Here is a 21,118-nt window from a genome sequence, read left to right as displayed (position 1 = left end):
GAGACCGAAATGCCCCTCGACGAGGCCAAGGACGAGCTGCTCCAGCGAGCCGCGGAAAGTTGCGCGGCGAGCAGCGAACATGTGGGCCCCGAGGAGGCCCTGTCCTTCCTCCGGTTCTACTACCGGCACGTCGCGCCGGAGGACCTGCTCGACCGCAACCCCGTTGACGTGTACGGCCCCGCGATGTCGCAGCGGCAGCTGGCCGAGGTCCGCCCCCAGGGCCGGGCGGTCGTCCGCGCCTACACCCCCACGCTGGACGAGAACGGCTGGGACCCGGGCCACTCGGTCGTCGAGGTGGTCACGGACGACATGCCGTTCCTCGTCGACTCCGTCACGATGGAGCTCGACCGCCACGACCTGGGCATCCACCTGCTGGTCCACCCCCAGATGCGGGTGCGCCGCGACATGACGGGCCGGATGCTCGGCCGCGGCCAGGAGGACGTCACCGGCCAGATGCTGGTCGAGTCGTGGATGCACATCGAGGTCGACCGGCAGGCCGATCCCGAGGCGCTCAAGGCGCTCGAGGCCGACCTGCAGCGGGTGCTCACCGACGTGCGCCACGCGGTCGAGGACTTCAGGAAGATGCGGGCGCTGGCCGTACAGACCGCCGAGGACCTGGGCATGAGCCCGCCGCCGCTGGAGCCCGCGGAGGTCGAGGACAGCATCGACCTGCTGCGCTGGCTCGCCGACGGGCACTTCACCTTCCTGGGCTACCGCGAGTACCGGCTCGAGCACACCGACGAGGGCGAGACGCTGCGGGCGCTGCCGGGCGCGGCGCTGGGCATCCTGCGCGACGACAAGGTCGGCTCGGAAAGCTTCTCGGCGCTGCCCGCCGAGGTGCGCGCCAAGGCGCGCGAGAAGCAGCTCGTGATCACCACCAAGGCCAACTCGAGGGCCACCGTCCACCGGGCGACCTACCTCGACTACATCGGCGTCAAGATCTTCTCGCCCGAGGGCGAGGTGATCGGCGAGCGGCGCTTCCTGGGCCTGTTCACGCACGTGGCGTACAACGAGTCGATCTCCAGGATCCCCGTGCTCCGCCGGAAGCTGGCGGAGGTGCTGGACAGGGCCGGGCTGGCGCCCGACAGCCACGACGGCAAGGACCTGATCGAGATCCTCGAGACGTTCCCGCGCGATGAGCTCTTCCAGACCTCGATCGACCAGCTCCTGCCGATCGCGCTGGGCGTGCTGCGGCTGCGCGAGCGCAAGCAGGTCAAGCTCTTCCTGCGCCGCGACGACTACGGCCGCTACATCTCCTGCCTGATCTACCTGCCGCGCGACCGCTACACCACCAAGGTGCGGCTGAAGATGCAGGAGGTGCTGCTGAAGGCCCTGGGCGGCAAGTCGCTCGACTACAGCGCGATGATCGGCGAGTCGGTGCTGGCCCGGCTGCACGTGGTCGTGCGGGGCGAGCGGGGCAAGCAGCTCCCGCCGCCGAGCGTGGACGTCGAGGAGCTGGAGGCGCGGCTGGCCGCCCTGACCCGCTCCTGGGAGGACGACCTGGCCACCGAGCTGGGGCGGAGGACCGCCGAGGACGAGGCGCCCGCGCTCATCAAGCGGTACGCCTCCGCGTTCCCCGAGGGCTACAAGGCGGACTTCCCGCCCAAGGTGGCGGTCGTGGACCTGCGCCGCCTGGAGGACCTCGTGGCCGTGGGCGACGGCGCGGAGGTGGACATCAACCTCTACGAGCCGTACGACGCGGCCGAGGGGGAGCGGCGGCTCAAGATCTACAAGGTGGGCTCGCCCATCTCGCTCTCCGAGGCCCTGCCGCTGATCCAGCGGCTCGGCGTGGAGGTCGTGGACGAGCGGCCGTACGAGATCGACCGCGACAACGACCCCAACACCAAGAACGCCTGGATCTACGACTTCGGCCTGCGGTACACGCCGACGGAGGAGGTCGGCAGGGACGACTTCAAGCGGCTGTTCCAGGACGGGCTCAGCGCCCTCTGGAAGGGGCAGGTCGAGGCCGACGACTTCAACTCGCTCATCCTGAGCGCCGGGCTGACCTGGGGGCAGGTCGAGATCCTCCGGGTCTACGCCAAGTACCTGCGCCAGGCCGGGGGCACGTTCTCGCAGACCTACATGGAGCGGGTGCTGGCCGGGAACGTGCGGCTGGCGCGGCTGCTGGTGAGCTTCTTCGAGGCCAAGCTCGATCCGCGGCGCGGCGAGGACGTGCGGCTCGATCTCGCCGAGGCGCTCAACGAGGAGATCCTGGGCGCGCTCGACGAGGTGGCCTCGCTGGACGAGGACCGGATCCTGCGGGCGTACCTGGAGATGATTCAGGCGACATTGCGCACGAATTACTTCCAAACGGTCGATGGGCACCGCAAACCGTACATATCCCTCAAATTCGACCCGCAGGCGATCAGTGTCCTGCCGCTGCCGCGGCCGAAGTACGAAATATTCGTCTATTCGCCGCGGGTCGAGGGCGTGCACCTGCGCTTCGGGAAAGTGGCGCGGGGCGGGCTGCGGTGGTCGGACCGGATGGAGGACTTCCGTACGGAGATTCTCGGCCTGGTAAAGGCGCAGATGGTGAAAAACACCGTCATCGTCCCCACTGGGTCTAAAGGCGGATTTGTCGTTAAACAGCCGCCTGTGTCCGGAACGCGGGAGGAGATGCTCGTCGAAGGCGTCGCCTGCTACCGGACGTTCATCTCCGGCCTGCTCGACGTGACCGACAACCTCGTGGACGGCAAGGTCGTGCCGCCGCCCGACGTGGTCAGGCACGACGGCGACGACACCTACCTCGTGGTCGCCGCCGACAAGGGCACCGCGACCTTCTCCGACATCGCCAACAGCGTGGCCAAGGAGTACGGCTTCTGGCTGGGCGACGCGTTCGCCTCCGGCGGCTCGATCGGCTACGACCACAAGGCCATGGGCATCACCGCCCGCGGAGCCTGGGAGTCGGTCAAGTACCACTTCCGGACCACGGGCCTGGACGTGCAGAGCACCGACTTCACGGTGGCCGGCATCGGCGACATGTCCGGCGACGTGTTCGGCAACGGCATGCTGCTGTCCCGCCACATCCGGCTGGTGGCCGCCTTCGACCACCGGCACATCTTCGTCGACCCCTCGCCCGACGCGGCCGCCTCGTACGCGGAGCGGCAGCGCCTCTTCGAGCTGCCGCGCAGCTCCTGGGAGGACTACAACGCCAAGCTGATCTCGGCCGGCGGCGGCATCTTCCCCCGCACGGCCAAGTCCATCCACATCACGCCGCAGATGCGCGAGGCGCTCGGCATCCCCGCCGGGGTCACCTCCCTGGCCCCCAACGACCTGATCAGCGCCATCCTGCGGGCCCCCGTCGACCTGCTGTGGAACGGCGGCATCGGCACCTACGTCAAGGCCGGCTCCGAGTCCAACGCGGACGTGGGCGACAAGGCCAACGACGGGCTGCGGGTCAACGCCGCGGACCTGCGCTGCAAGGTCATCGGCGAGGGCGGCAACCTGGGGTTCACCCAGCTCGCCCGCATCGAGTTCGCGCTGAACGGTGGGCTGGTCAACACCGACTTCATCGACAACTCGGCCGGGGTCGACACCTCCGACCACGAGGTGAACATCAAGATCCTGCTCGACCAGGTCGTCCGCGACGGCGAGCTGACCGACAAGCAGCGCAACCAGGTCTTCACCTCGATGACCGACGAGGTCGCCGACCTGGTGCTGCGTGACAACTACGCGCAGAACGTGGTCCTCGCCGCGGCCCGCACCCAGGCCGTCGAGATGCTCCACATCCACTCCCGCTACCTGCGCCGCCTCGAACGGGACGGCCTGGTCAACCGGGAGCTGGAGTTCCTGCCTTCGGACAAGACGCTGGCCGAGCGCCGCCAGGCCAGGCTCGGCCTGACCGCGCCCGAGTTCTCCGTCCTGCTGGCCTACACCAAGCTGGTCGCCGACGCCGAGTTGCTGGGCTCCGACCTGCCCGACGACCCCTACCTGGCCTCGTGGCTGGTGTCGTACTTCCCGTCCGCGCTGCGCGAGCGCTTCCGCCCCTACATGGACGCCCACCCGCTGCGGCGCGAGATCATCACCACCTGCGTGGTGAACGAGCTGGTCAACTCCATGGGCACCACGTTCATGTACCGCTTCGGGGAGGAGACCGGGGCCTCGACCCCCGACATCGTGCGTGCCTACCTCGTGGCGCGCGAGGTGTTCGACCTGCCCAGCTTCCACCGGGCCGTGGAGGCGCTGGACAACAAGGTCGACACGGCCACCCAGATCGCCATGCTGCTGGAGGCCCGCAAGCTGGCCGAGCGCGGCACCCGCTGGCTGCTGGTCAACCGCCGCCCGCCGCTGGACCTGGCAGGGTCGGTCGCCTTCTTCGTGAAGGGCGTCAACGGCCTGCTGACCCACATCCCCAAGCTGCTGACCGGGCCCGACCTGGCCGCCTACGAGGAGCGCCGCGACTCGTTCGTGGCCAGGGGGGTGCCGCTGGAGCTGGCCGAGCGGGCGGCCGCCATGGTGCCCGCGTACTCCATGCTGGACCTGGTGGAGGTGGCGTCGCTGACGGGCCGCCCGGTCGCCGAGGTGGCGGAGGTCTACTTCGACCTGGCGGACCGGCTCCAGCTGGCCCGCCTCCGGGAGCGCATCATCGCGTTGCCCCGGGACAACCGCTGGAACTCGATGGCCCGCTCCGCCCTGCGCGACGACCTCTACGCCGCGCACGCCTCGCTGACCCGCGACGTGCTGGCCCACAGCACGCCGGGGCTGCCGCCGGAGGAGCGGCTGGCCCGGTGGTCGGAGGCCAACTCGGCGGCGGTCTCCAGGGCGCGGCAGACGCTCTCGGAGATCTGGGAGAGCGACCACTTCGACCTGGCCACCCTGTCGGTCGCGCTGCGGGCGATCCGGACCCTGGTGGCGGCCAGCAACCTCCCGCACACGGAGGCGTAGCCAGGCCGCGCCGCGGCGACAGCCCGGCCGCCGTGCTTACAGCGGCCGGGCCCGGCCCGGCCGCTGTGTCTACAGCGGCCCGGGCCTGTGCTCGGCCGTGCCCCGGTGGTGCGCCCGGAGCGCCGCGTGGCGTGGGGCGCCTTCCAGGGCGCTCCAGGGGGTCACCAGCTCCCGTCCGCCAGTACCTGCCGGAGGCGGGTCGCCAGCGCGGCCCGGTCCACCCCTGCCAGGGTGAGCGCGCGGGGCACGGTGCCGAGCTCGGCCTCCAGGATCCCGAGCACCAGGTGGCCGGGTCTGAGGTCCTTCTTGCCCGTGGCGGAGGCGAAGCCGCGTTCGAGGGAGAGCCGTCCCGAGGCCCCCAGGTTCAGGCGGCGGTCCGGGTCGGGGGTCGGCGCCGGGAGGCCGAACGAGGCGGCCGACACCCCGGCCGTGCCCAGGCTGTGCTCGAACTCCCGGTCCAGCGCGTCGCGGATCGCCTGGCGGTCCAGCCCCGCCGAGGTCAGGACCTCGCGGGCGGCGGTGCCCTCCTGGGCGGCGATGCCCAGGAGCAGGTGGTGCGCCTCTATCGCGGCGGACCCGTCCTGCCTGGCCTCGGTCTGGCCGTGCAGGATGACGGCCTGGATGTAGTGGTCGATCGCGCTCACTGTCGTCTCCTCAGCGTGACGCCGGCGGCGATGAGCCGCTTGACGTGCTTCTTGTGCACCGCTTGACGGGTGACTCCGAGCGCCTCGGCGACCTGCGGCCAGCTCCAGCCGGCCCGCATCGCCTGCTCGACGGCGGCGTCCTCCAGCTGATCGGCCAGGCGCCGCAGTGCGACCACGGCCGCCAGCGCGTCAGCGGGCTCCTGGGGTTCGGGAATGTCGGCCGGCATGCAAGCAACCATAGTTGCCTACAGGCGAATTAGTCAACTCAAGTTGCTACTGGCCCGAGGTGCGCGTCAGGGCGCCGTCGTGGGCGATGACGTCGGCGGCGGCGGGGGCCTTCAGGGGAGGCACCACGGTGGCGTACTGGTGCGTCTCGATCAGTCGCAGCGTCTTCCGCACCTTCGGTTTGCCGAGCGCCCATTGGGCCGGCTCGGGCACCGAAATCCCCTCGTCCTCGGCCGCCTTCGTCACGGCGGTCGTGGTCGACGTCCGCGACAGCGAATACTGGATCAGCGCCCCGCCGTCCTTGGTCCGCAGCGAGTACACAGGGAAGTTGTCGGCGCTGAAGATCGAGTCGTAGCTGTAACCGCCTTGCTCTGTACTGTTCTTGAGAACATCCCGCAGATGGGCGATCTGCGCGGCTACCTCGGTCGTGTACGGCCCCGGCGCGAGCAGCCCGGCCGTGGGCCCGGCCGCCCCTGTCTCGGCCACGCTGGCGTGCACCGGACCCATGAACTGCGGGCTGATCGTGACCGACTTGTCGTCGGGCGCCACCGCGGTCGCGTAGCCGTCGGCGTCGAGCTGGATCTCCGGCACCTCCTGCCTGGGCAGGAGCTCGGCCGCGGAGCTGAGCCGCCACCGGTCGGCGGACTTGGCGAACGTCAGCAGGGTCGGGCTGCCGTCGCGCGTCACCAGCGCGCTGAACCAGGGCGCCTGCTCCGTCGGCGCGAACCTCGGCACGAACAGCTTCGGCGTCCCCCACCTGTAGCGGGGCGGCGCGAAGTCATGGGACAGGAACGCCGCCGCGGTCAGCGGCAACTGCCCGCCCGTCACGACGTCCTTCAGCTCCATGTCCAGCCGTCCCTGGAACTCGCTCGGAGCCCGCAGCGTGTCGTCGGTGGCCGTGAACTTGACGAACTCCTCCGCGGCCTCGGCCTGAGTGACGGCCGTCATGGGGACGGAGGGCGAGGGGGACGCGGACGCCGACGAGGTCGCGGCCGCATTGGACGGCTTGGCCGGGGCATTGCCCGTGCAGGCGGTCGCCGCGGCCAGTACGCCGGCGGCGAGCGCCAGCACCTTCCGCCGACCGTATGCACGCACCTCGCCATGTTATTCGCGACCGCGGGGCGACGGGCCCTCCGGTGCCCGAACAGAAGCCGCCTTTTGACGACGTGGGCGGGATGGGGGGCGCAGCCCTCCGGGGGAAGTAGGCTTGGGAGACGTGGCAGGCATCGATCCGGCAGAAGAGATCAACGAGCTCGCGGGCACGCTCCGCAGCATCCAGGACGTGCTCGACCTCGACGCGATGCGCAAGCAGATCGAGGAGCTGGAGCAGCAGGTTGCCGCACCGGACCTGTGGGACGACCCCGACCAGGCGCAGAAGGTCACCAGCAAGCTCTCGCACCTTCAGGGTGAGCTCAACCGCGTCGAGGGCGTCGCGCGCCGCCTCGACGATCTCAACGTCCTCTACGAGCTGGCGGCCGAGGAGGGCGACGACGACACGCGCGCCGAGGCCGACAAGGAGCTTGAGACGCTCAAGTCCGACATCGGGGCTCTCGAGGTGCGCACGCTGCTCTCGGGCGAGTACGACGCCCGTGAGGCGCTCGTCACGATCAACTCCCAGGCGGGCGGGGTCGACGCCGCCGACTGGGCCGAGATGCTGCTGCGCATGTATCTGCGCTGGGCCGAGCGCAAGGGCTACTCGACCGAGGTCTACGACACCTCCTACGCGGAGGAGGCCGGCATCAAGTCGGCCACGTTCACGATCAAGGCTCCCTACGCGTACGGCACGCTCCGTGGCGAGCACGGCACCCACCGGCTGGTCCGCATCAGCCCGTTCGACAACCAGGGCCGCAGGCAGACCTCGTTCGCCGGGGTCGACGTCGTGCCGGTCGTCGAGCAGACCGACCACATCGACATCATCGAGGACGAGATCCGCGTCGACGTCTACCGGTCGAGCGGCCCGGGCGGCCAGGGGGTCAACACGACCGACTCGGCGGTGCGCATCACGCACCTCCCGAGCGGCATCGTCGTCTCCTGCCAGAACGAGCGCTCACAGCTCCAGAACCGCGCCACCGCCATGAACGTCCTGCAGGCCAAGCTGCTGGAGCGTAAGCGGCAGGAGGAGGCGGAGAAGATGTCGGAGCTGCGCGGCGCCACCACGACGTCCTGGGGCACGCAGATCCGCAACTACGTGCTGCACCCGTACCAGATCGTGAAGGATCTACGCACGGCCACCGAGGCGGGCAACCCGTCGGCCGTGCTCGACGGCGACCTCGATGAGTTCATCGAGTCCGAGATCCGCTGGATGCGCCGCCAGGAGTCGGGGACCGCCGACTAGAGCCCGCTCAGGTGCTTGAGCACCAGGCTCACGAAGAGCAGGACGAGCAGCAGCAGGGCGATCAGAGCGGGTGACAGCCCGGCGAAGCCGTGCTGGTGCATCCGCTCCCTGCTGGCTCGGCAGGTGGGGCAGCGTCCCTCGATCACAGGGTGGGCGCACTGCGCGCATACGAGGTGTTCACAACTCATGACAGCCCCAAGTCTAGCCGCACAATCGTTTTGTTTCCGTTATGGACTTTCCATGCCAGTCTTCCCCCTAGACTGTCGTCTGGCCAATCGGAACGTCGATCAACAGTAAAGACCGCGTAACCCGATCGGCCGGTGGCGGGAAGTGGGCATGTGCCACCCTCGCTTCCGTCCTGACCCCTAGACTGGCATGCCGTGATGCTCTCGTGATCCATTTCGATAATGTCACCAAGGTCTACGCGAACCAGAACCGGCCCGCCCTCGACCACGTGTCCGTAGACGTGGACAAGGGCGAGTTCGTGTTCCTCGTCGGTCCCTCGGGATCAGGCAAGTCCACGTTCCTGCGTCTGGTCCTCAAGGAGGAGCGGCCCAACTCCGGCGCGATCCATGTCGCCGGCAAGGACCTGGGCCGCCTCTCCAACTTCAAGGTGCCGCACCTGCGCCGCCGCATCGGCTGCGTGTTCCAGGACTTCAGGCTGCTCCCGAACAAGAACGTCTACGAAAACGTGGCGTTCGCCCTCGAGGTCATCGGAAAGCCCCGGCGGTTCATCCGCAAGGTGGTGCCCGAGGTCATCGAGCTGGTCGGCCTGGAAGGCAAGGCCCACCGCATGCCCGACGAGCTGTCCGGCGGCGAGCAGCAGCGCGTCGCCATGGCCCGCGCGTTCGTCAACCGGCCGATGATCCTGCTGGCCGACGAGCCCACGGGCAACATCGACCCCGCGACGAGCATCGGCATCATGAAGGTGCTCGACCGCATCAACAGGACTGGCACCACGGTCGTCATGGCCACGCACGACGCGGCCATCGTCGACTCCATGCGTAAGCGCGTGGTGGAGCTGGAGGACGGCAAGATCGTCCGTGACCAGTCGCGTGGCGTGTACGGCCAGGCGTACTGACAGGGAGCTGCAGACAGAACATGCGGGCGAATTTCATCTTCTCCGAGGTCTGGATCGGCCTCCGTCGCAACCTGACCATGACGATCGCGGTGGTGATCACCGTGGCGGTCGGCATGGCGATGCTGGGCGTCGGCTTGATGATCAACGCCCAGGTCGGCATGATGAAGGGCTACTGGGACGACAAGGTCGAGGTCTCGGTCTTCTTGTGCACCAAGGGCTCGGCCATGGAGTCCTGCAAGGGCAAGGAGGTCTCCAACGCCCAGAAGGAGGCCCTCAACACCCTGATCAAGGGCACCCCCGGGGTCAAGGAGGTGTTCTTCGAGGACCAGTCGGCGGCGTACCAGAACTTCCAGAAGCTGTACGCGACCAACAAGGCCCTGGTGAGCACCGCCAAGGTCGAGGACATGCCGCAGTCGTTCCGCATCAAGGTGGCAGACCCCAACAACTACAAGGCCGTCGTGCAGGCCCTTCAGGGGCAGCCGGGCGTGTCGCAGGTGCTGGACCAGGCCCAGTTGGTCGGTCCGTTCTTCGAGTTGCTCGACAAGCTCGCGTTCTACGCGCTCGCGGTGGCCATCATCCTGGTGCTGGCGGCGGCGCTGCTGATCGGCAACACGGTACGGCTCTCGGCGTTCAACCGGCGTAGAGAGACGGGCATCATGCGCCTGGTCGGCGCGTCCAATCTTTACATCCAGCTCCCGTTCGTCATGGAAGGCGTCATCGCCGGCCTGATCGGCGGGGTGTTCGCGGCGGTCATCCTGATCGTCACGAAGGTCTTCCTCTTCGAGGAGCTCGGGAAGTACCTGGGCGACGCCACGGCGCAGCTGGGCTGGAACGATGTGGCCCAGACCATCACCATCACCATGGTCATCGGTGTGGTCATCTGTGTGCTGGCATCGTTCGTGACGCTCCGACGCTACCTGAGGGTCTAGGGATCGCCGGTAAAGTCGAAGCATGCCACGTGAGACCGGGCGTAAGGTCATCGCCCAGAACAAGCGTGCCAGGCACGACTACCTCCTCGAGGACACGTTCGAGGCGGGTCTCGTGCTCCAGGGCACCGAGGTGAAGTCGCTACGTGAGGGCCGCGCCTCGCTCGTCGACGGCTACGCCAGCATCGACGGCGACGAAGCGTGGCTGCTCAACGTCCACATCCCCGAATACTCCCAGGGGACGTGGACCAACCACGCCGCCCGCCGCAAGCGCAAGCTGCTGCTGCACCGCAAGGAGATCGACAAGCTCGCCGCCAAGACGAAGGAGGGCGGGCTCACGATCGTGCCGCTGACGCTCTACTTCAAGGACGGCAGGGCCAAGGTCGAGATCGCGCTCGCCCGGGGCAAGAAAGACTGGGACAAGCGGCAGTCGCTGGCGGAGCAGCAGGCGAAGCGGGAGATGGCCCGGGCCCTGCGGCACCGCAACCGATGAGACGGCGGCACCGCACCCCATGACACGCGCTCGCCGCATCCTCTCCGCGGCCGCCACCCTGGCGGTCGCGAGCACGACCCTGACCGGCTGCTTCGAGGAGCCCTCACCGCACGACGCGGTGCGGGACTTCCTCGTGGGCTGGCAGTCGGGCGACTACGAGCTCGCCGCCGGCCGCACCGACGGCGATCAGGCCACCGTGCGCAAGACGCTGTCCGACGCCAAGCTGGAGCTCGACGCGGCCTCCTTCCGCTTCAAGATCAAGAGCCTCAGCATGACGGGCGAGGAGGCGAAGGCCGACTTCCGCGCCGAGGTCGACCTGGGGGAGAACAACCCCCTCTGGGAGTACGACGGGCTGCTCCCGCTCCACCTCGTGGACGGCACCTGGAAGGTGCGCTGGTCGCCTTCGGTGCTGCATCCACAGCTCAAGGAGGGGCAGCGGTTCGCCGTCGACACCGACCCGAGGCCGCGCAAGCCGATCGTCGACCGCACGGGCGAGCCGCTGCAGGGCAACACCGTGTTCTACAGCGCGGGTGTCTACCCGGCCAAGCTCGGCGACAAGGCGGAAGAGGTCGCCGCCAAGCTGTCCAAGATCACCGACTACGCGCAGGACCGCCTGCTGAGCCGCATCAGGTCGTCGCCGCCCGACAAGTTCGTGCCGCTGGTCACGTTCGGCCGCTCGCGCTACCAGACGATGCAGTCGAAGCTCGACGCCATCGACGGGATCGAGACCGTGCAGCAGGATCAGCCGGTCAACCCCGAGCCGCCGCAGCAGATCGTCGGCAGCGTCAGCGCGCTCACCCCCGAGACCGAGCAGAAGCTCGGCGGGCCCGAGCGGGCCGGTGACTCGGTCGGCAGGAGCGGCCTCCAGCAGGCCTACCAGGACTACCTGACCGGTTCGACGCAGACCAAGGTGATCACGCTCGACCTGAAGACCGGCAAGCAGGTCGCCCTGCTGAAGGAGTGGCGGGGCCGGGAGAACGTCTCGGTGAAGACCACCATCGACCGGTCCGTCCAGGCGGCGGCCGAGCAGGCGCTGGGCGACACGGAGGCCAGCCTGCTGGTGGCGGTGCAGCGCGACACCGGTCAGATCCTCGCGGTCGGATCCCAGGGCGAGCTGACCCGGCAGAAGGACCTGAACCAGGAGATGGGCGCGCTGGCCGGCCGCTTCCCCGCGGGCACGGCGTTCTCGATCGTGGCCGCGAACGCGTTGCTCAAGAAGGACGTCAGCCCGAAGCTACGGCTGGCCTGCCCGGACGAGCGCACGGTCGGCGGCGCCAAGTTCGTGCAGGCCGCGGAGTCCACCGGGGTCACGCCCTCGGCCACCTTCCAGGAAAACTTCGCCAAGGGCTGCGTCACCGCGCTGGCCTCGCTGGCCCGCCGCGTCACGGCCGACGACCTGTCCGGGAGCGCCAAGGCGTTCGGGGTGGGCCAGCCGTGGCGGCTGCCGCTCAAGTCGTTCAGCGGCGCGCTGCCGCAGCTGGCCGGCGACGCCGACAAGGCCAAGGCCATCGCGGGCCAGAACGTCGAGGTCAGCCCGCTCGGCATGGCGCTGGTGGCCGCCGCGGTCGCCTCGGGCACCTGGCGCCCGCCGGTGCTGGTCACCGACCCCAGGTCGCCCGACCCGACGGTGGAGGCCGCGCAGGCCCCGCAGCCCGCCCCCGTACCCGTCGACCCCAAGGTCCTCGCGACGCTGAAGCGGATGATGGCGGCCGGGGCGACCGGCACGCCCGCCCAGGCTGGCAAGGGCAGGGTCTACGGCGTGACGGCCACGGCAGGCAATCAGCTGAAGTGGTTCGTGGGCTGGCAGGGGGACGTGGCGGTCGCCGTGCTGGCGCGCAACCACGACGCCGGAGCGGTCGCGGGCAGCTTCTTCTCGGCTCTTCGGAACTCTCCGTGAAATTGTCGTCACACTGAGCAACCATTCGAGGGTCCGGCTGCGTCTTACTGAGTGACTGGACCCGCTCGGGGGGTTGCGGATCCAGTCGCCGTGATGAGATCAGGACTTCATCTCGGGGGAAGTCCTGCCGTCCGGACCGGCTCGACCCTGCCGGTCGGCCCCCGGGAGCGCGAGCCGCTGAGCCGCGCTCCCGGGGGTTTCGTCATGGGGAATCAAGTTGGCGTTGGGGGCGTTGTTCCCTGTAGATTCTTGTTGCTCACCTCCGCGGAGGTGTGTTGACAACTGCACAGGGGGTGACTGGCTTCGACTTCGACTTTGCAAGCCAGGTGAAGCGGGCCGAGGACTGCGGACATAACCTCGTTAATCCTGTGACCGCAAACAACAAGTGCCAATTCTAAGCGCACTGTGGCTGCCCAGGATTCCCTGGGCCTCGCTGCCTAAGTAGCGAAACCACTGTCAGCCCGGGAGTGCCTTCGGCCCGGGGTCTGGCATCGTTAGAAGGCTCAACCGCTCGACCCGGCCACGGGGGAGAGCGGGAAATCAAACAGTGGCTGGGCCCGTCGGCGACTCGCCTGCGTGATCGCCGGGGCCGAGAAAAGCACAGCAGGCTGCGCCCGGAGAAGCCCTGACTTGGGGTTGAAGGACGCGGGTTCGATTCCCGCCACCTCCACACCATCAGACCGCCTCTGATCTGCCGAGACCTCGGCAGGCAGGGGCGGTTTTTTGTGTTCAGGGACCCCCAACGTCCTCAGGGGCCTCAAGGTCCTCAAGGTCCTCAAGGCGACGAGGGCGCCACAGGCCTTGGACCCGAGGTGTGAGCAGGGGGTTCAGGGGCGCGCAGGGCCCAAAGGGGCTCAAGGGAGAGCGTTTCCTTGGCAGGACGCTTGATGCCGCTTGGAGAGGGGCGTCGCGGGGCCGGGGCCGCCGGATACAAGTGGCCCCAGGCCATTCCCAAGGTGCGAGCGCCAAGCTCCTGCACCGGGCCGTAGATCGCGGTCTTCTGTAACCAGATGGGATGTTTCATGAGCAACCTGCTCAAGATCGAGGATCTGCCCGCCGGGGTCTCCGAACTCGTCGGTGAGGAGCTCGAGGTCGTCGCGGGCATGCCCATGGCGGACATGAAGCCCGGCTCGGGCTACACCTGCAGCTCCACGTGGGGCAACCCGAGCGCCGACTGCGTGAATCGCTGATGGTTGCGGCGGGGAGCCGGCGATCACCGGGTGCCGGCTCCCCGCCGCGTGAACGGCTGAAGGAGCATCCGACCGTGTTATTGATCATCAGCAGCCCGCGCGACGACTCGGTGCACACCGTGCGCCCGAAGCTGGAGGAGCGCGGCGTGCCGCTGCTGTGGTGGGACGAGGCCGAGTACCCCGGGTCCTCCACCCTCACGACCGCCTTTCTCGACGGCCGGTGGCGGCAGACGCTGACGTTTCAGGGCGAGACGTACGACCTGTCGAAGGTCACCGCGGTCTGGGACCGCCGCCCCGGCAAAGTGGCCGCACCCGGCGTGCGAGAGCCGTCGCAGCGGGCGTTCGCCGAGCACGTGGCCAGGATCGCGCTCGCGGGCGCGTACGACCTGATGGCAGGGGCGCGGTGGATGCCGGCGCCGCCGCCGCACGTCGTAGCGGTGGACAACAAGCTCCTGCACCTGCACCGGGCCACCGAGCTGGGGTTCACCGTGGCCGACACCGTCGTGACGAACGATCCGCAGGCGCTGGCGCACCTGTGGAACCGGGCCGGCGGCCGGGTCATCACCAAGACGCTCGACTACCGGCCGTTCTTCGTGGACGGCGAGGACCGTCACCTCTTCACGACGGTGGTGCCGAGGCGGCGGCTCGCCGGGCGGCACCGGTACGTCTTCCTGGAGCTCAACGTCAACGGCCAATGGGCCTTCGTCGAGATGCTCACCGGCCTGCCCATCAGCGACGCCATCGCCGACTGGCTCGCCGACGCCGCCACCATCGCCACCGCCCGTCCCCGCATCGAGGAAGCCGCCGATGTCCGCTGATTCGTTCGCCATGGATCTCTTCGACGCGGTCGTGCTGCTGCGCGACCTCCCGACCTCCCAGGAGGAGGTGGGCGACGCCCGGCGGCGCGTCGGGGACTGGGGCGCGAAGCGGCCGCACCTGCGTGTCCAGCTCGCGGTCGACGAGCCGCCGGGCACCACCAGGGCGGGCTACGACCTGCTCCTGGAGCACCCCGAGGGAGGCACCGTCGCGCTGTCGGCCGAGGTGGACGACGGCATTCCCTGGCTGGTGGACCACCGGATCCTGCTCAGCGAGCTGGAGAAAGACATGCGGCCGGTGACTCCGGAGGAGGCGCGGCGGGCCGCCGACGAGTTCCGGCGACGGCGCGGGCTCACCGGTCGTGCGCAGACTCTGCGGTGGCTGGCCGAGACGGGCATGTCGGAGGACGCCTTCTGGAGCCACGTCAGAACGCAGGGCCTGATCGCCCGCGTCCGCGAGTGCTTCGCCGGTGAGCCGGCCCGTCGCCGTCTGGCCGAGCACCCGGAGGAGTTCACGGTGCGGCATGCGGTGTGGGTGATCGGGCCGGACGCCGATGAGCTGGGCGCCCTGCTGGACGGGCCGGTGCCGGGTTTCCACGCGCGGGCGATGGCCGCGCTGCCCGGGAGCCCGGCATCCGGACGGCGCGGGATGCGGTTGCAGGCCGCCGTCGCGCTCACCCCGGAGCTGCCCGAGCCCCTGCGGGCGCTGCCCGAACAGGCCTCGGCCGGGCCCGTCCCGTACGACGGCGGCTATCTGGCGGGGGTCGTCCACGAGGTCGTCCCGCCCGATCCCGAGGCTCCCGAGGTGCTGGAGGCGGCGCGGGACGCGGCGTTCCAGGCATGGCTGGACGAGCGGCGGCGCACGTCGGAGGTCCGGTGGTTCTGGTTGTGAGAAGGCGCCCGCGGAGCGCCGGCGCTCACCTTCGCTGACAACATTTGGTACCGCTGACACCGCAGACCGTAACCAACGCGTGTTTTACATGTGCTTAGGTGGGTCTCTGACATTTTGCGGGCCGGAGTGAGGGTAAAGGGTGTCAAGGTACGGCTGGCGTCACTCGGTGTTCGCGCCTGTGGTGGGTGTGGTGTTCTCCGCGCTGCTGATGGCGGCCGGAATGGTGGAGGCTCTGCTGGTGTCCGTGGGCGCGACCACGGCCCCCGTGGCAGCGGAGCTTGTGGTCACGCTGATCATCGCGGTGTTCCTGACCGCGGTGCTCAGGATCGTCAGGGCCGTTCCGGACATCCGGCGTGAGAACGCCGCGACGGCTCGGGCCGTGTCGAACGTCCAGGCGGTGAAGCCGACGGACGACACGCTGGTGGCGCGGCGGCTCAAGCTGTTCAGGGAGGCGGCCGAGGCAGGGAACGACTGCGAGGCGGTGCTGAGCGCGCGGTCCGCGCTGGACGAGAGCGAGATGGCCAACAAGCACCATCTCGACCACGCGCTCATCTGGGCGCTGCCGGTCTTCGGGTTCATCGGCACCGCGCTGACGATGGGCGCGATGGTCAACTCGTTCTCGAACGCCCTGGACCGCGAGGGCGACCCCGGGGTGCTGATCGCCGCGCTCAAGCAGCACGTGCTGCCCGAGCTGGCCTCCGCGTTCGGCGTCACGCTGATCGCGCTGTTCCTGAGCGTGCTGGCGTTCAGCGCGATGGCCCTGGTCGAGCGGGGCGAGCGGGCCAACGTGGTGGCCGCCGACGAGGTGTTCCTGATCTACATCGCGCGGCTGCCCGCCAAGCAGGCGGCCCCCGCGATGCACGGGCTCACCCAGGAGCTGGCCCAGTCCAGGGGCCGGACCGAGGAGCTCGTCAAGGGCCTGGACGCGCTGCGTACGGCGGTGGAGCGGCTGAGCGCGGCCGAGAGCCGCCCGCAGAAGTACACGCTGGTGAGGGAGCCGTGAGGCGGCGGCCCGCCCGATCGTTCGCCCCGCCGCTCGATCTGCGCTTCATCGACCTGTTCATGGCCATCGTCCTGGCGCTGTCGTTCGTCGCGATCATGCTGACCGTCGTGGCGCGGATGCTCCCGACGGACACCCCCGCGACTCCTCCGCGCCAGGAGAGGAGCGTCGCCCAGCTGAAGAAGCAGCTCGACGCGGCCGTGGAGGCCAAGCTGAAGGCCGAGACGGAGCTGCGTACCACGCAGCGGCAGATCGCCGACCAGACCGCCTTCGCGCTGCCCTGGTGGCTGATCGGGTTCTGCGCCCTGCTCGGCGTGCTCGCCGTCTTCATGGGCTGGCGGATCCGGCTGTGGAACAAGGGGAATCTGCCGCGCCTGCGAAGCTGGCTGCTGGTCACCCTGGTGGTGGCCGTGGTCACGGCGGTGATCAGGTCGCTGAGCGACGGCGACGGCTATCTGCTGCTCGCCGAGATCCCCTGGTGGGCCGCCGACGCGCTCTGTCTCGGGCTGATACTGGTCTCGTACGTGCTGATCTCCGTCATCCGGGAGAACCACACCACGCTCGGCGAGATCAAGGCCCGCTCGGCGCGCACCGAAGCCCGGTAAATACCGTCGCATCGGTGCGAAAGGCCCGGTAAGGTCCGGACCAGACTGGCCGCGGGACTCAGGTACGACTTCCGGAACCCGCCTGTACAGCGATGCTTCGCAGCTCGTGCCCCCATTCCCCGGCCAGTCCGCCGACCCCCGGGGGAGCCCATGGAGACCTACGCCGACCTGATCGAGTGCGAGGACGTCCTGATCTTCGCGAACGCGGCCATCACCTCCACCGGCCAGCGCGAGTTCCACGGCACGGCCGGCGAGCAGCGGCTCTCCCTCGACTTCCTGCACCGCTACGTCCAGGGCAACTATCCCGACCTGTACGCCGCCGCGCTGGCGCTCGACATCAACGACCACAACGCCGCCCTGATCATCGCCAACCTGCTGAGCGGACGCGCGGGCGACGGCCGGCTGATCGCCTGGCGGCTGGAACGGATGAGCCCGCCGAGGGTCTACCGGCTCTTCCGGCGCCTGCGCCGCGACGGCGTCAACAACCGGCGCGCCAGGGCCGTCGTCCGCGACTGGCTCACCGGCCGCCCCGACCTGGCCTTCGACGCGGTCAAGTACCGCGCGCAGGTGAAGTCGGCGGTGCGCCACGCCCACCTGCGACTGCCGGGAGAGCTGGGCGACTTCCTGTTCGCGCCGTTCAGCCGGGCCCGCTACGAGACGCCCGTCCTGGAGGCGTGGCGCCGCGCGCACTTCGACAAGAGCGCCCTGTACGACCTCCCGTACACCGTCGCCGAGGGCTTCGCCGCCCGCCACGGCATCGGCAGGGAGATCTTCCTGGAGCGCATCGCGCCCCGGCTGACCAGGCTGGAGCGCCTGCGGCTGATGGAGTCCGCGAGCCGGGACAAGGTGGACACCGAGGCGGATCTGGCCGCGATGCCGCTGGTCAGGCTGGCCTCGTACATCCTGTCGCTGCGTGCCGACGTGCGCGCGAGCCGCCGCGCCGAGCTGGTGGGCGCGCTGCGGGCGGCGGCGGCCCGCGTGGCCGGGGCGCGGGCGGGCACGTGGGGGAGCGTCGCGGCGGTGCTGGACGACAGCTTCTCCTCGTTCGGCTCGCCGGTGAAGCGCCGCCGGCCGCTGGCGGTCGCGCTGGCCTGCCACTACCTGCTGGAGGCCCTGGCCGGCGACTACCGCGGCCTGTGGCTGTCGCGCCGGACCGACCCGCTCCAGGTGCGGCCGTACGGGCCGACGCCGCTGGGGCAGCGAATCCTCGACGCGCTCGAACACCGGCCCGGCCTGCTCGTCATCGTCTCCGACGGCTGGGACAACGCGCCGCCGGGGCTGGCGGGCGAGGTGCTGCGCGTGTGGCGGCGCAAGCTCGATCCCGGAGGCGAGGTGGGCATCGTGCACGTCAACCCGGTCTACGACGCCGACCGGTTCGACGTGCGGCGGCTGTCGCCCATGGTGCCGACGGCCGGCATCCGCGACGCCGAGGACCTGCCCGCGCTGGTGGAGCTGGCCCGGTTCGCGGAGGGGCGCACGGGGCTCGGGGAGCTGAGGGCGTACCTGGAAGATCGGGCGGCACGGCGATGACGGACCTCACGGGGCTGGACACGCGGCCCGCGCAGACCTGGGGAGGGCTGCGGCTGGTGCCGCTCGTGCGCCGCGAGCCCATCGAGGACCTGCGGCTGCACGCCAAGGTGTACGGCGACGAGCTGTCCATGGTCCACCTGCCGGACAAGACCCTCTACACGGCGTACATCCCGCACGCCTTCGTCGCGTCGTGGACCGGCGACGGGACCCCGGCGGCGGCCTACGGCACGCAGCTCGGGCAGCCGCTGCGCCACATGTGCATCAGGACCAGGCGCAGGATGGCCCGGCGGGTGGACAAGAACCGGCTCCGGTTCCTGCCGCTGCACCTGGCCGTGGAGGGATACCTCGCGCTGCACTTCGGCGGCCCCGTGGTCGCGTGGGAGGAGTGGTCGCGGCAGGCGCTCGTCCACGGGCTGTCCCCCCGCTCCGAGGAGGCCTACGCCGGGGCGGAGGTGCGCGGGCTGGAGGACGCGCTCAAGATCTTCGAGATCTACCCCGGGCAGTGCGGGCTGCTGCTGTACGCCGGTGACACGCTGGCCAGCGCTTTCGTGGTGCCACACCCGGAGGACTACCGGGCGCTGCACCCGACGCTGGTCCGCGACATGTACGGCGAGCTGATCCACGACTATGCCCTGTTCTACCCCGCCAGGGACTTTCCCGCGACGATCGACGAGAGCGCGGTCGCCTCGCTGGCCGACCTGCGGGCCGAGGCCGTACGCGCCGAGCGGGACTGGGCCGGCTTCCACGACTCGGTGATGGCAGCGGGCCTCCTCCGCGCCCCCGCGCGGGTGGAGGAGGTCTACCGGATGGGCGGGTTCACGCTGAGCCGGTTCCTGCCCGCGTTCGAGCGGAAGAGCGAGAACCACATCGGCGAGATGATCAACGACGCGGACGGGCGGACGGCCTACCTGAAGACGTTCAGGCTGTCGGAGGCGCAGGTCAGGCGTGGTCACCTGCTGAGCACGCTGGCCGAGCACGACTGGAGCCTGCCCGCCGCCGCGGAGAGCCTGCGGGTGAGCGCCGCCGAGCTGGGGCTGCGGCTGGAGCGGGCCGGGTTCGGGCACCTGCTGCGGCAGGACGTCCTGGACGGCTACCGCAAGGCGCTCAGTGAGCGCAGCCGGCGTACTCGTCGAGGCGGCGCAGCATCGCCGCCAGCATGAGCGGGAACATCGCCACGTGCGCCGCCGTCATCATCGTCCCGGCGTCGATGGCGCCCAGCCAGAGCAAGGGGAACAACGGCACCACCGGGACGAACATCGCGGCGCACATCTCCAGCGTCGAGGCCCAGCCGTGCCCGCGGATCCGCATCCACGCGGCCATGCCGATCGACATGTCGACCGCCATGACCAGGTACGCGAGCTCGGGCTGCTGCTCGTGGGAGAAGCCGATCCCCACGGCGGACTGCAGCATGCCGAGCGCGAACATCCCGACGAACATGGCGACGATCATCTCGACATAGTGAAGGGCGAACCTGCCCCAGCGGCGGCCGGTGCCGGTGTTTGTCGTTGTCATGCCTCGACTGTTCCGGGAGGGTCGCCGCGTGCCAAGGGAGGTGGGCCGGGGAGGTCCGGAAACTTGGGCTCTCTGTCCTTCGGCCCTACAGTCATGGCCATGGAGGTACGACGGGTCGTCGTCGTGGCGTACGAGGCGGTGGGGTTACTCGACGTCGCCTGCGTCACCTCGACGCTGGAGGAGGCCAACTGGCACGGCGCGGCGCCCTGCTACGAGGTGCGCGTGGCCACGCCGGGCGGGCACCCCGTCACCTGCGGCACCGGGCTGACCGTCCAGGCCCAGCTGGCGCTGGAGCGGATCCACGGGCCGCTCGACACGCTGGTGGTGTCCGGCGGGGTCGGCCACGACGACGCCGCCGCCAGCCCGCTGATCGTCGGACACGTCCGCAGGCTGGCCCGCGAGAGCCGCCGCGTCGCCTCCGTCTGCACGGGCGCGTACGTGCTCGCCGCCGCGGGGCTGCTCGACGGGCGGCGCGCCACCACGCACTGGCAGTTGGCGCACGACCTGGCGGCCCGGCATCCCGCGGTGGCCGTGGACGCCGACCCGATCTTCATCCGCGACGGCAACGTCGCCACGTCCGCCGGCGTCACCGCCGCCCTCGACCTCACGCTCGCCTTCGTGGCGGAGGACAACGGCCCCGAGCTGGCCCGCACGGTGGCCCGCAACCTGGTCACCTACCTGCAGCGGCCCGGCGACCAGGCGCAGATGAGCATGTTCGTCAGTGCGCCCGTCCCCGCGAACAACCTGGTCAGGCGGACCATCGAGTACATCGCCGCGCACCTGCGCGACGACCTCACCACGGCCGCGCTGGCGAACGAGGCGGGGGTGAGCGAGCGGCACCTCACCCGGCTCTTCCTCCAGCACCTGCAGCTGACGCCCGGGCGATATGTCCGGCAGGCCCGCACCGAGGCCGCCGCGCACCTGCTGGCGTCCACGTCCCTGCCGATGGCGTCTGTGGCCGTGCGGTGCGGGTTCGGGACGGCGGAGACACTGCGGCAGGCGTTCGTCGACCGGTACGGGATCCCGCCGTCGCGCTACCGGCTGACCCAGGCGGCCGGGTGACCCGATCCAGGGAAATGTCGGGAGCTG

General features: G+C 69.8%; 18 protein-coding genes and 1 other RNA gene. 15 read left to right on the top strand and 4 right to left on the bottom strand.

The genetic code is table 11. The annotated features are described in order from the left end of the window. Positions 1–9: 9 nt before the first annotated feature. A complete protein-coding gene (locus tag ACWDRB_RS14550) occupies positions 10–4,884 on the top strand; it encodes an NAD-glutamate dehydrogenase (RefSeq protein WP_449893944.1) in 4,875 nt (1,624 codons plus the stop codon). Between the two features lie 161 nt (positions 4,885–5,045). Here the strand turns inward: ACWDRB_RS14550 and ACWDRB_RS14545 are convergent, their stop codons facing one another. The 3 genes from ACWDRB_RS14545 to ACWDRB_RS14535 are packed head-to-tail and all read right to left on the bottom strand — an operon-like array spanning position 5,046 to position 6,848. Continuing rightward, complete coding sequence (locus ACWDRB_RS14545) at positions 5,046–5,528, bottom strand: Clp protease N-terminal domain-containing protein (protein ID WP_449893942.1); 483 nt, start codon at positions 5,526–5,528, stop codon at positions 5,046–5,048. Beyond that, on the bottom strand, positions 5,525–5,755 hold the full coding sequence (locus ACWDRB_RS14540) for a hypothetical protein (protein ID WP_350728452.1): 231 nt from the start codon (positions 5,753–5,755) through the stop codon (positions 5,525–5,527). The genes ACWDRB_RS14545 and ACWDRB_RS14540 overlap by 4 nt, the downstream gene beginning before the upstream one ends. A 46-nt stretch (positions 5,756–5,801) precedes the next feature. Next, positions 5,802–6,848: a hypothetical protein gene (locus ACWDRB_RS14535; RefSeq protein WP_449893940.1), complete on the bottom strand. Its 1,047-nt coding sequence runs from the start codon at positions 6,846–6,848 to the stop codon at positions 5,802–5,804. A gap of 121 nt (positions 6,849–6,969) precedes the next feature. On the opposite strand from ACWDRB_RS14535, the gene prfB reads away from it, so the two are divergent. The 13 genes from prfB (at position 6,970) to ACWDRB_RS14470 (ending at position 19,677) form a co-directional block, all read left to right on the top strand. Further along, complete coding sequence (gene prfB, locus ACWDRB_RS14530; protein ID WP_350728454.1) at positions 6,970–8,088, top strand: peptide chain release factor 2; 1,119 nt, start codon at positions 6,970–6,972, stop codon at positions 8,086–8,088. A 391-nt stretch (positions 8,089–8,479) separates the two neighbouring features. Continuing rightward, on the top strand, positions 8,480–9,169 hold the full coding sequence (gene ftsE / locus ACWDRB_RS14525) for a cell division ATP-binding protein FtsE (RefSeq protein WP_185088544.1): 690 nt from the start codon (positions 8,480–8,482) through the stop codon (positions 9,167–9,169). Positions 9,170–9,189: 20 nt separating this feature from the next. After that, positions 9,190–10,098: a permease-like cell division protein FtsX gene (gene ftsX / locus ACWDRB_RS14520; RefSeq protein WP_449893936.1), complete on the top strand. Its 909-nt coding sequence runs from the start codon at positions 9,190–9,192 to the stop codon at positions 10,096–10,098. Between the two features lie 22 nt (positions 10,099–10,120). Next, the gene (smpB, locus tag ACWDRB_RS14515) at positions 10,121–10,588 is read left to right on the top strand and encodes an SsrA-binding protein SmpB (RefSeq protein WP_350728456.1); all 468 of its coding nucleotides are present in this window, start codon (positions 10,121–10,123) and stop codon (positions 10,586–10,588) included. Positions 10,589–10,607: 19 nt separating this feature from the next. After that, positions 10,608–12,485 carry a penicillin-binding transpeptidase domain-containing protein gene (locus tag ACWDRB_RS14510; protein ID WP_449893933.1) on the top strand — a complete coding sequence of 626 codons (1,878 nt, stop codon included), beginning with the start codon at positions 10,608–10,610 and terminating at the stop codon, positions 12,483–12,485. Between the two features lie 289 nt (positions 12,486–12,774). Beyond that, positions 12,775–13,158: a transfer-messenger RNA gene (gene ssrA / locus ACWDRB_RS14505) on the top strand. 349 nt (positions 13,159–13,507) lie between these two features. Continuing rightward, positions 13,508–13,675: a hypothetical protein gene (locus ACWDRB_RS14500; RefSeq protein ID WP_355190865.1), complete on the top strand. Its 168-nt coding sequence runs from the start codon at positions 13,508–13,510 to the stop codon at positions 13,673–13,675. Between the two features lie 74 nt (positions 13,676–13,749). Next, on the top strand, positions 13,750–14,493 hold the full coding sequence (locus ACWDRB_RS14495) for an MvdC/MvdD family ATP grasp protein (protein WP_449893930.1): 744 nt from the start codon (positions 13,750–13,752) through the stop codon (positions 14,491–14,493). Continuing rightward, positions 14,483–15,382 carry a hypothetical protein gene (locus tag ACWDRB_RS14490; RefSeq protein WP_449893928.1) on the top strand — a complete coding sequence of 300 codons (900 nt, stop codon included), beginning with the start codon at positions 14,483–14,485 and terminating at the stop codon, positions 15,380–15,382. Before ACWDRB_RS14495 ends, ACWDRB_RS14490 begins: the two co-directional genes overlap by 11 nt. 166 nt (positions 15,383–15,548) lie before the next feature. Beyond that, positions 15,549–16,385: a hypothetical protein gene (locus ACWDRB_RS14485; RefSeq protein ID WP_449893926.1), complete on the top strand. Its 837-nt coding sequence runs from the start codon at positions 15,549–15,551 to the stop codon at positions 16,383–16,385. Then, positions 16,382–16,987, top strand: a complete 606-nt coding sequence (locus tag ACWDRB_RS14480) for a hypothetical protein (RefSeq protein ID WP_449893924.1) — start codon at positions 16,382–16,384, stop codon at positions 16,985–16,987. The genes ACWDRB_RS14485 and ACWDRB_RS14480 overlap by 4 nt, the downstream gene beginning before the upstream one ends. Before the next feature lie 150 nt (positions 16,988–17,137). Beyond that, the gene (locus tag ACWDRB_RS14475) at positions 17,138–18,517 is read left to right on the top strand and encodes a hypothetical protein (protein WP_449893921.1); all 1,380 of its coding nucleotides are present in this window, start codon (positions 17,138–17,140) and stop codon (positions 18,515–18,517) included. Further along, positions 18,514–19,677, top strand: a complete 1,164-nt coding sequence (locus tag ACWDRB_RS14470; protein ID WP_449893918.1) for an ARPP-2 domain-containing protein — start codon at positions 18,514–18,516, stop codon at positions 19,675–19,677. The genes ACWDRB_RS14475 and ACWDRB_RS14470 overlap by 4 nt, the downstream gene beginning before the upstream one ends. On the opposite strand, the gene ACWDRB_RS14465 is transcribed toward ACWDRB_RS14470, so the two are convergent. Continuing rightward, positions 19,622–20,029 carry a hypothetical protein gene (locus ACWDRB_RS14465; RefSeq protein ID WP_449893916.1) on the bottom strand — a complete coding sequence of 136 codons (408 nt, stop codon included), beginning with the start codon at positions 20,027–20,029 and terminating at the stop codon, positions 19,622–19,624. The two genes, ACWDRB_RS14470 and ACWDRB_RS14465, sit on opposite strands and share 56 nt — an antisense overlap. Positions 20,030–20,128: 99 nt before the next feature. On the opposite strand from ACWDRB_RS14465, the gene ACWDRB_RS14460 reads away from it, so the two are divergent. Continuing rightward, on the top strand, positions 20,129–21,091 hold the full coding sequence (locus tag ACWDRB_RS14460; protein WP_355190880.1) for a GlxA family transcriptional regulator: 963 nt from the start codon (positions 20,129–20,131) through the stop codon (positions 21,089–21,091). Positions 21,092–21,118 lie beyond the last annotated feature (27 nt).

This window comes from Nonomuraea sp. NPDC003707 (genome assembly GCF_053587055.1).
This window is presented reverse-complemented; position numbering and strand designations above follow the sequence as displayed.

Excerpts from the sequence above, each read along its gene's own strand:
- smpB (WP_350728456.1), top strand. The coding sequence starts at position 10,121 with ATGCCACGTGAGACCGGGCGTAAGGTCATCGCCCAGAACAAGCGTGCC.
- ACWDRB_RS14460 (WP_355190880.1), top strand. The coding sequence starts at position 20,129 with ATGGAGGTACGACGGGTCGTCGTCGTGGCGTACGAGGCGGTGGGGTTA.
- ACWDRB_RS14470 (WP_449893918.1), top strand. The coding sequence starts at position 18,514 with ATGACGGACCTCACGGGGCTGGACACGCGGCCCGCGCAGACCTGGGGA.
- ACWDRB_RS14465 (WP_449893916.1), bottom strand. The coding sequence starts at position 20,029 with ATGACAACGACAAACACCGGCACCGGCCGCCGCTGGGGCAGGTTCGCC.
- ACWDRB_RS14550 (WP_449893944.1), top strand. The coding sequence starts at position 10 with ATGCCCCTCGACGAGGCCAAGGACGAGCTGCTCCAGCGAGCCGCGGAA.
- ACWDRB_RS14490 (WP_449893928.1), top strand. The coding sequence starts at position 14,483 with ATGTCCGCTGATTCGTTCGCCATGGATCTCTTCGACGCGGTCGTGCTG.
- ACWDRB_RS14500 (WP_355190865.1), top strand. The coding sequence starts at position 13,508 with ATGAGCAACCTGCTCAAGATCGAGGATCTGCCCGCCGGGGTCTCCGAA.
- ACWDRB_RS14510 (WP_449893933.1), top strand. The coding sequence starts at position 10,608 with ATGACACGCGCTCGCCGCATCCTCTCCGCGGCCGCCACCCTGGCGGTC.
- ftsX (WP_449893936.1), top strand. The coding sequence starts at position 9,190 with ATGCGGGCGAATTTCATCTTCTCCGAGGTCTGGATCGGCCTCCGTCGC.
- ACWDRB_RS14540 (WP_350728452.1), bottom strand. The coding sequence starts at position 5,755 with ATGCCGGCCGACATTCCCGAACCCCAGGAGCCCGCTGACGCGCTGGCG.
- ACWDRB_RS14475 (WP_449893921.1), top strand. The coding sequence starts at position 17,138 with ATGGAGACCTACGCCGACCTGATCGAGTGCGAGGACGTCCTGATCTTC.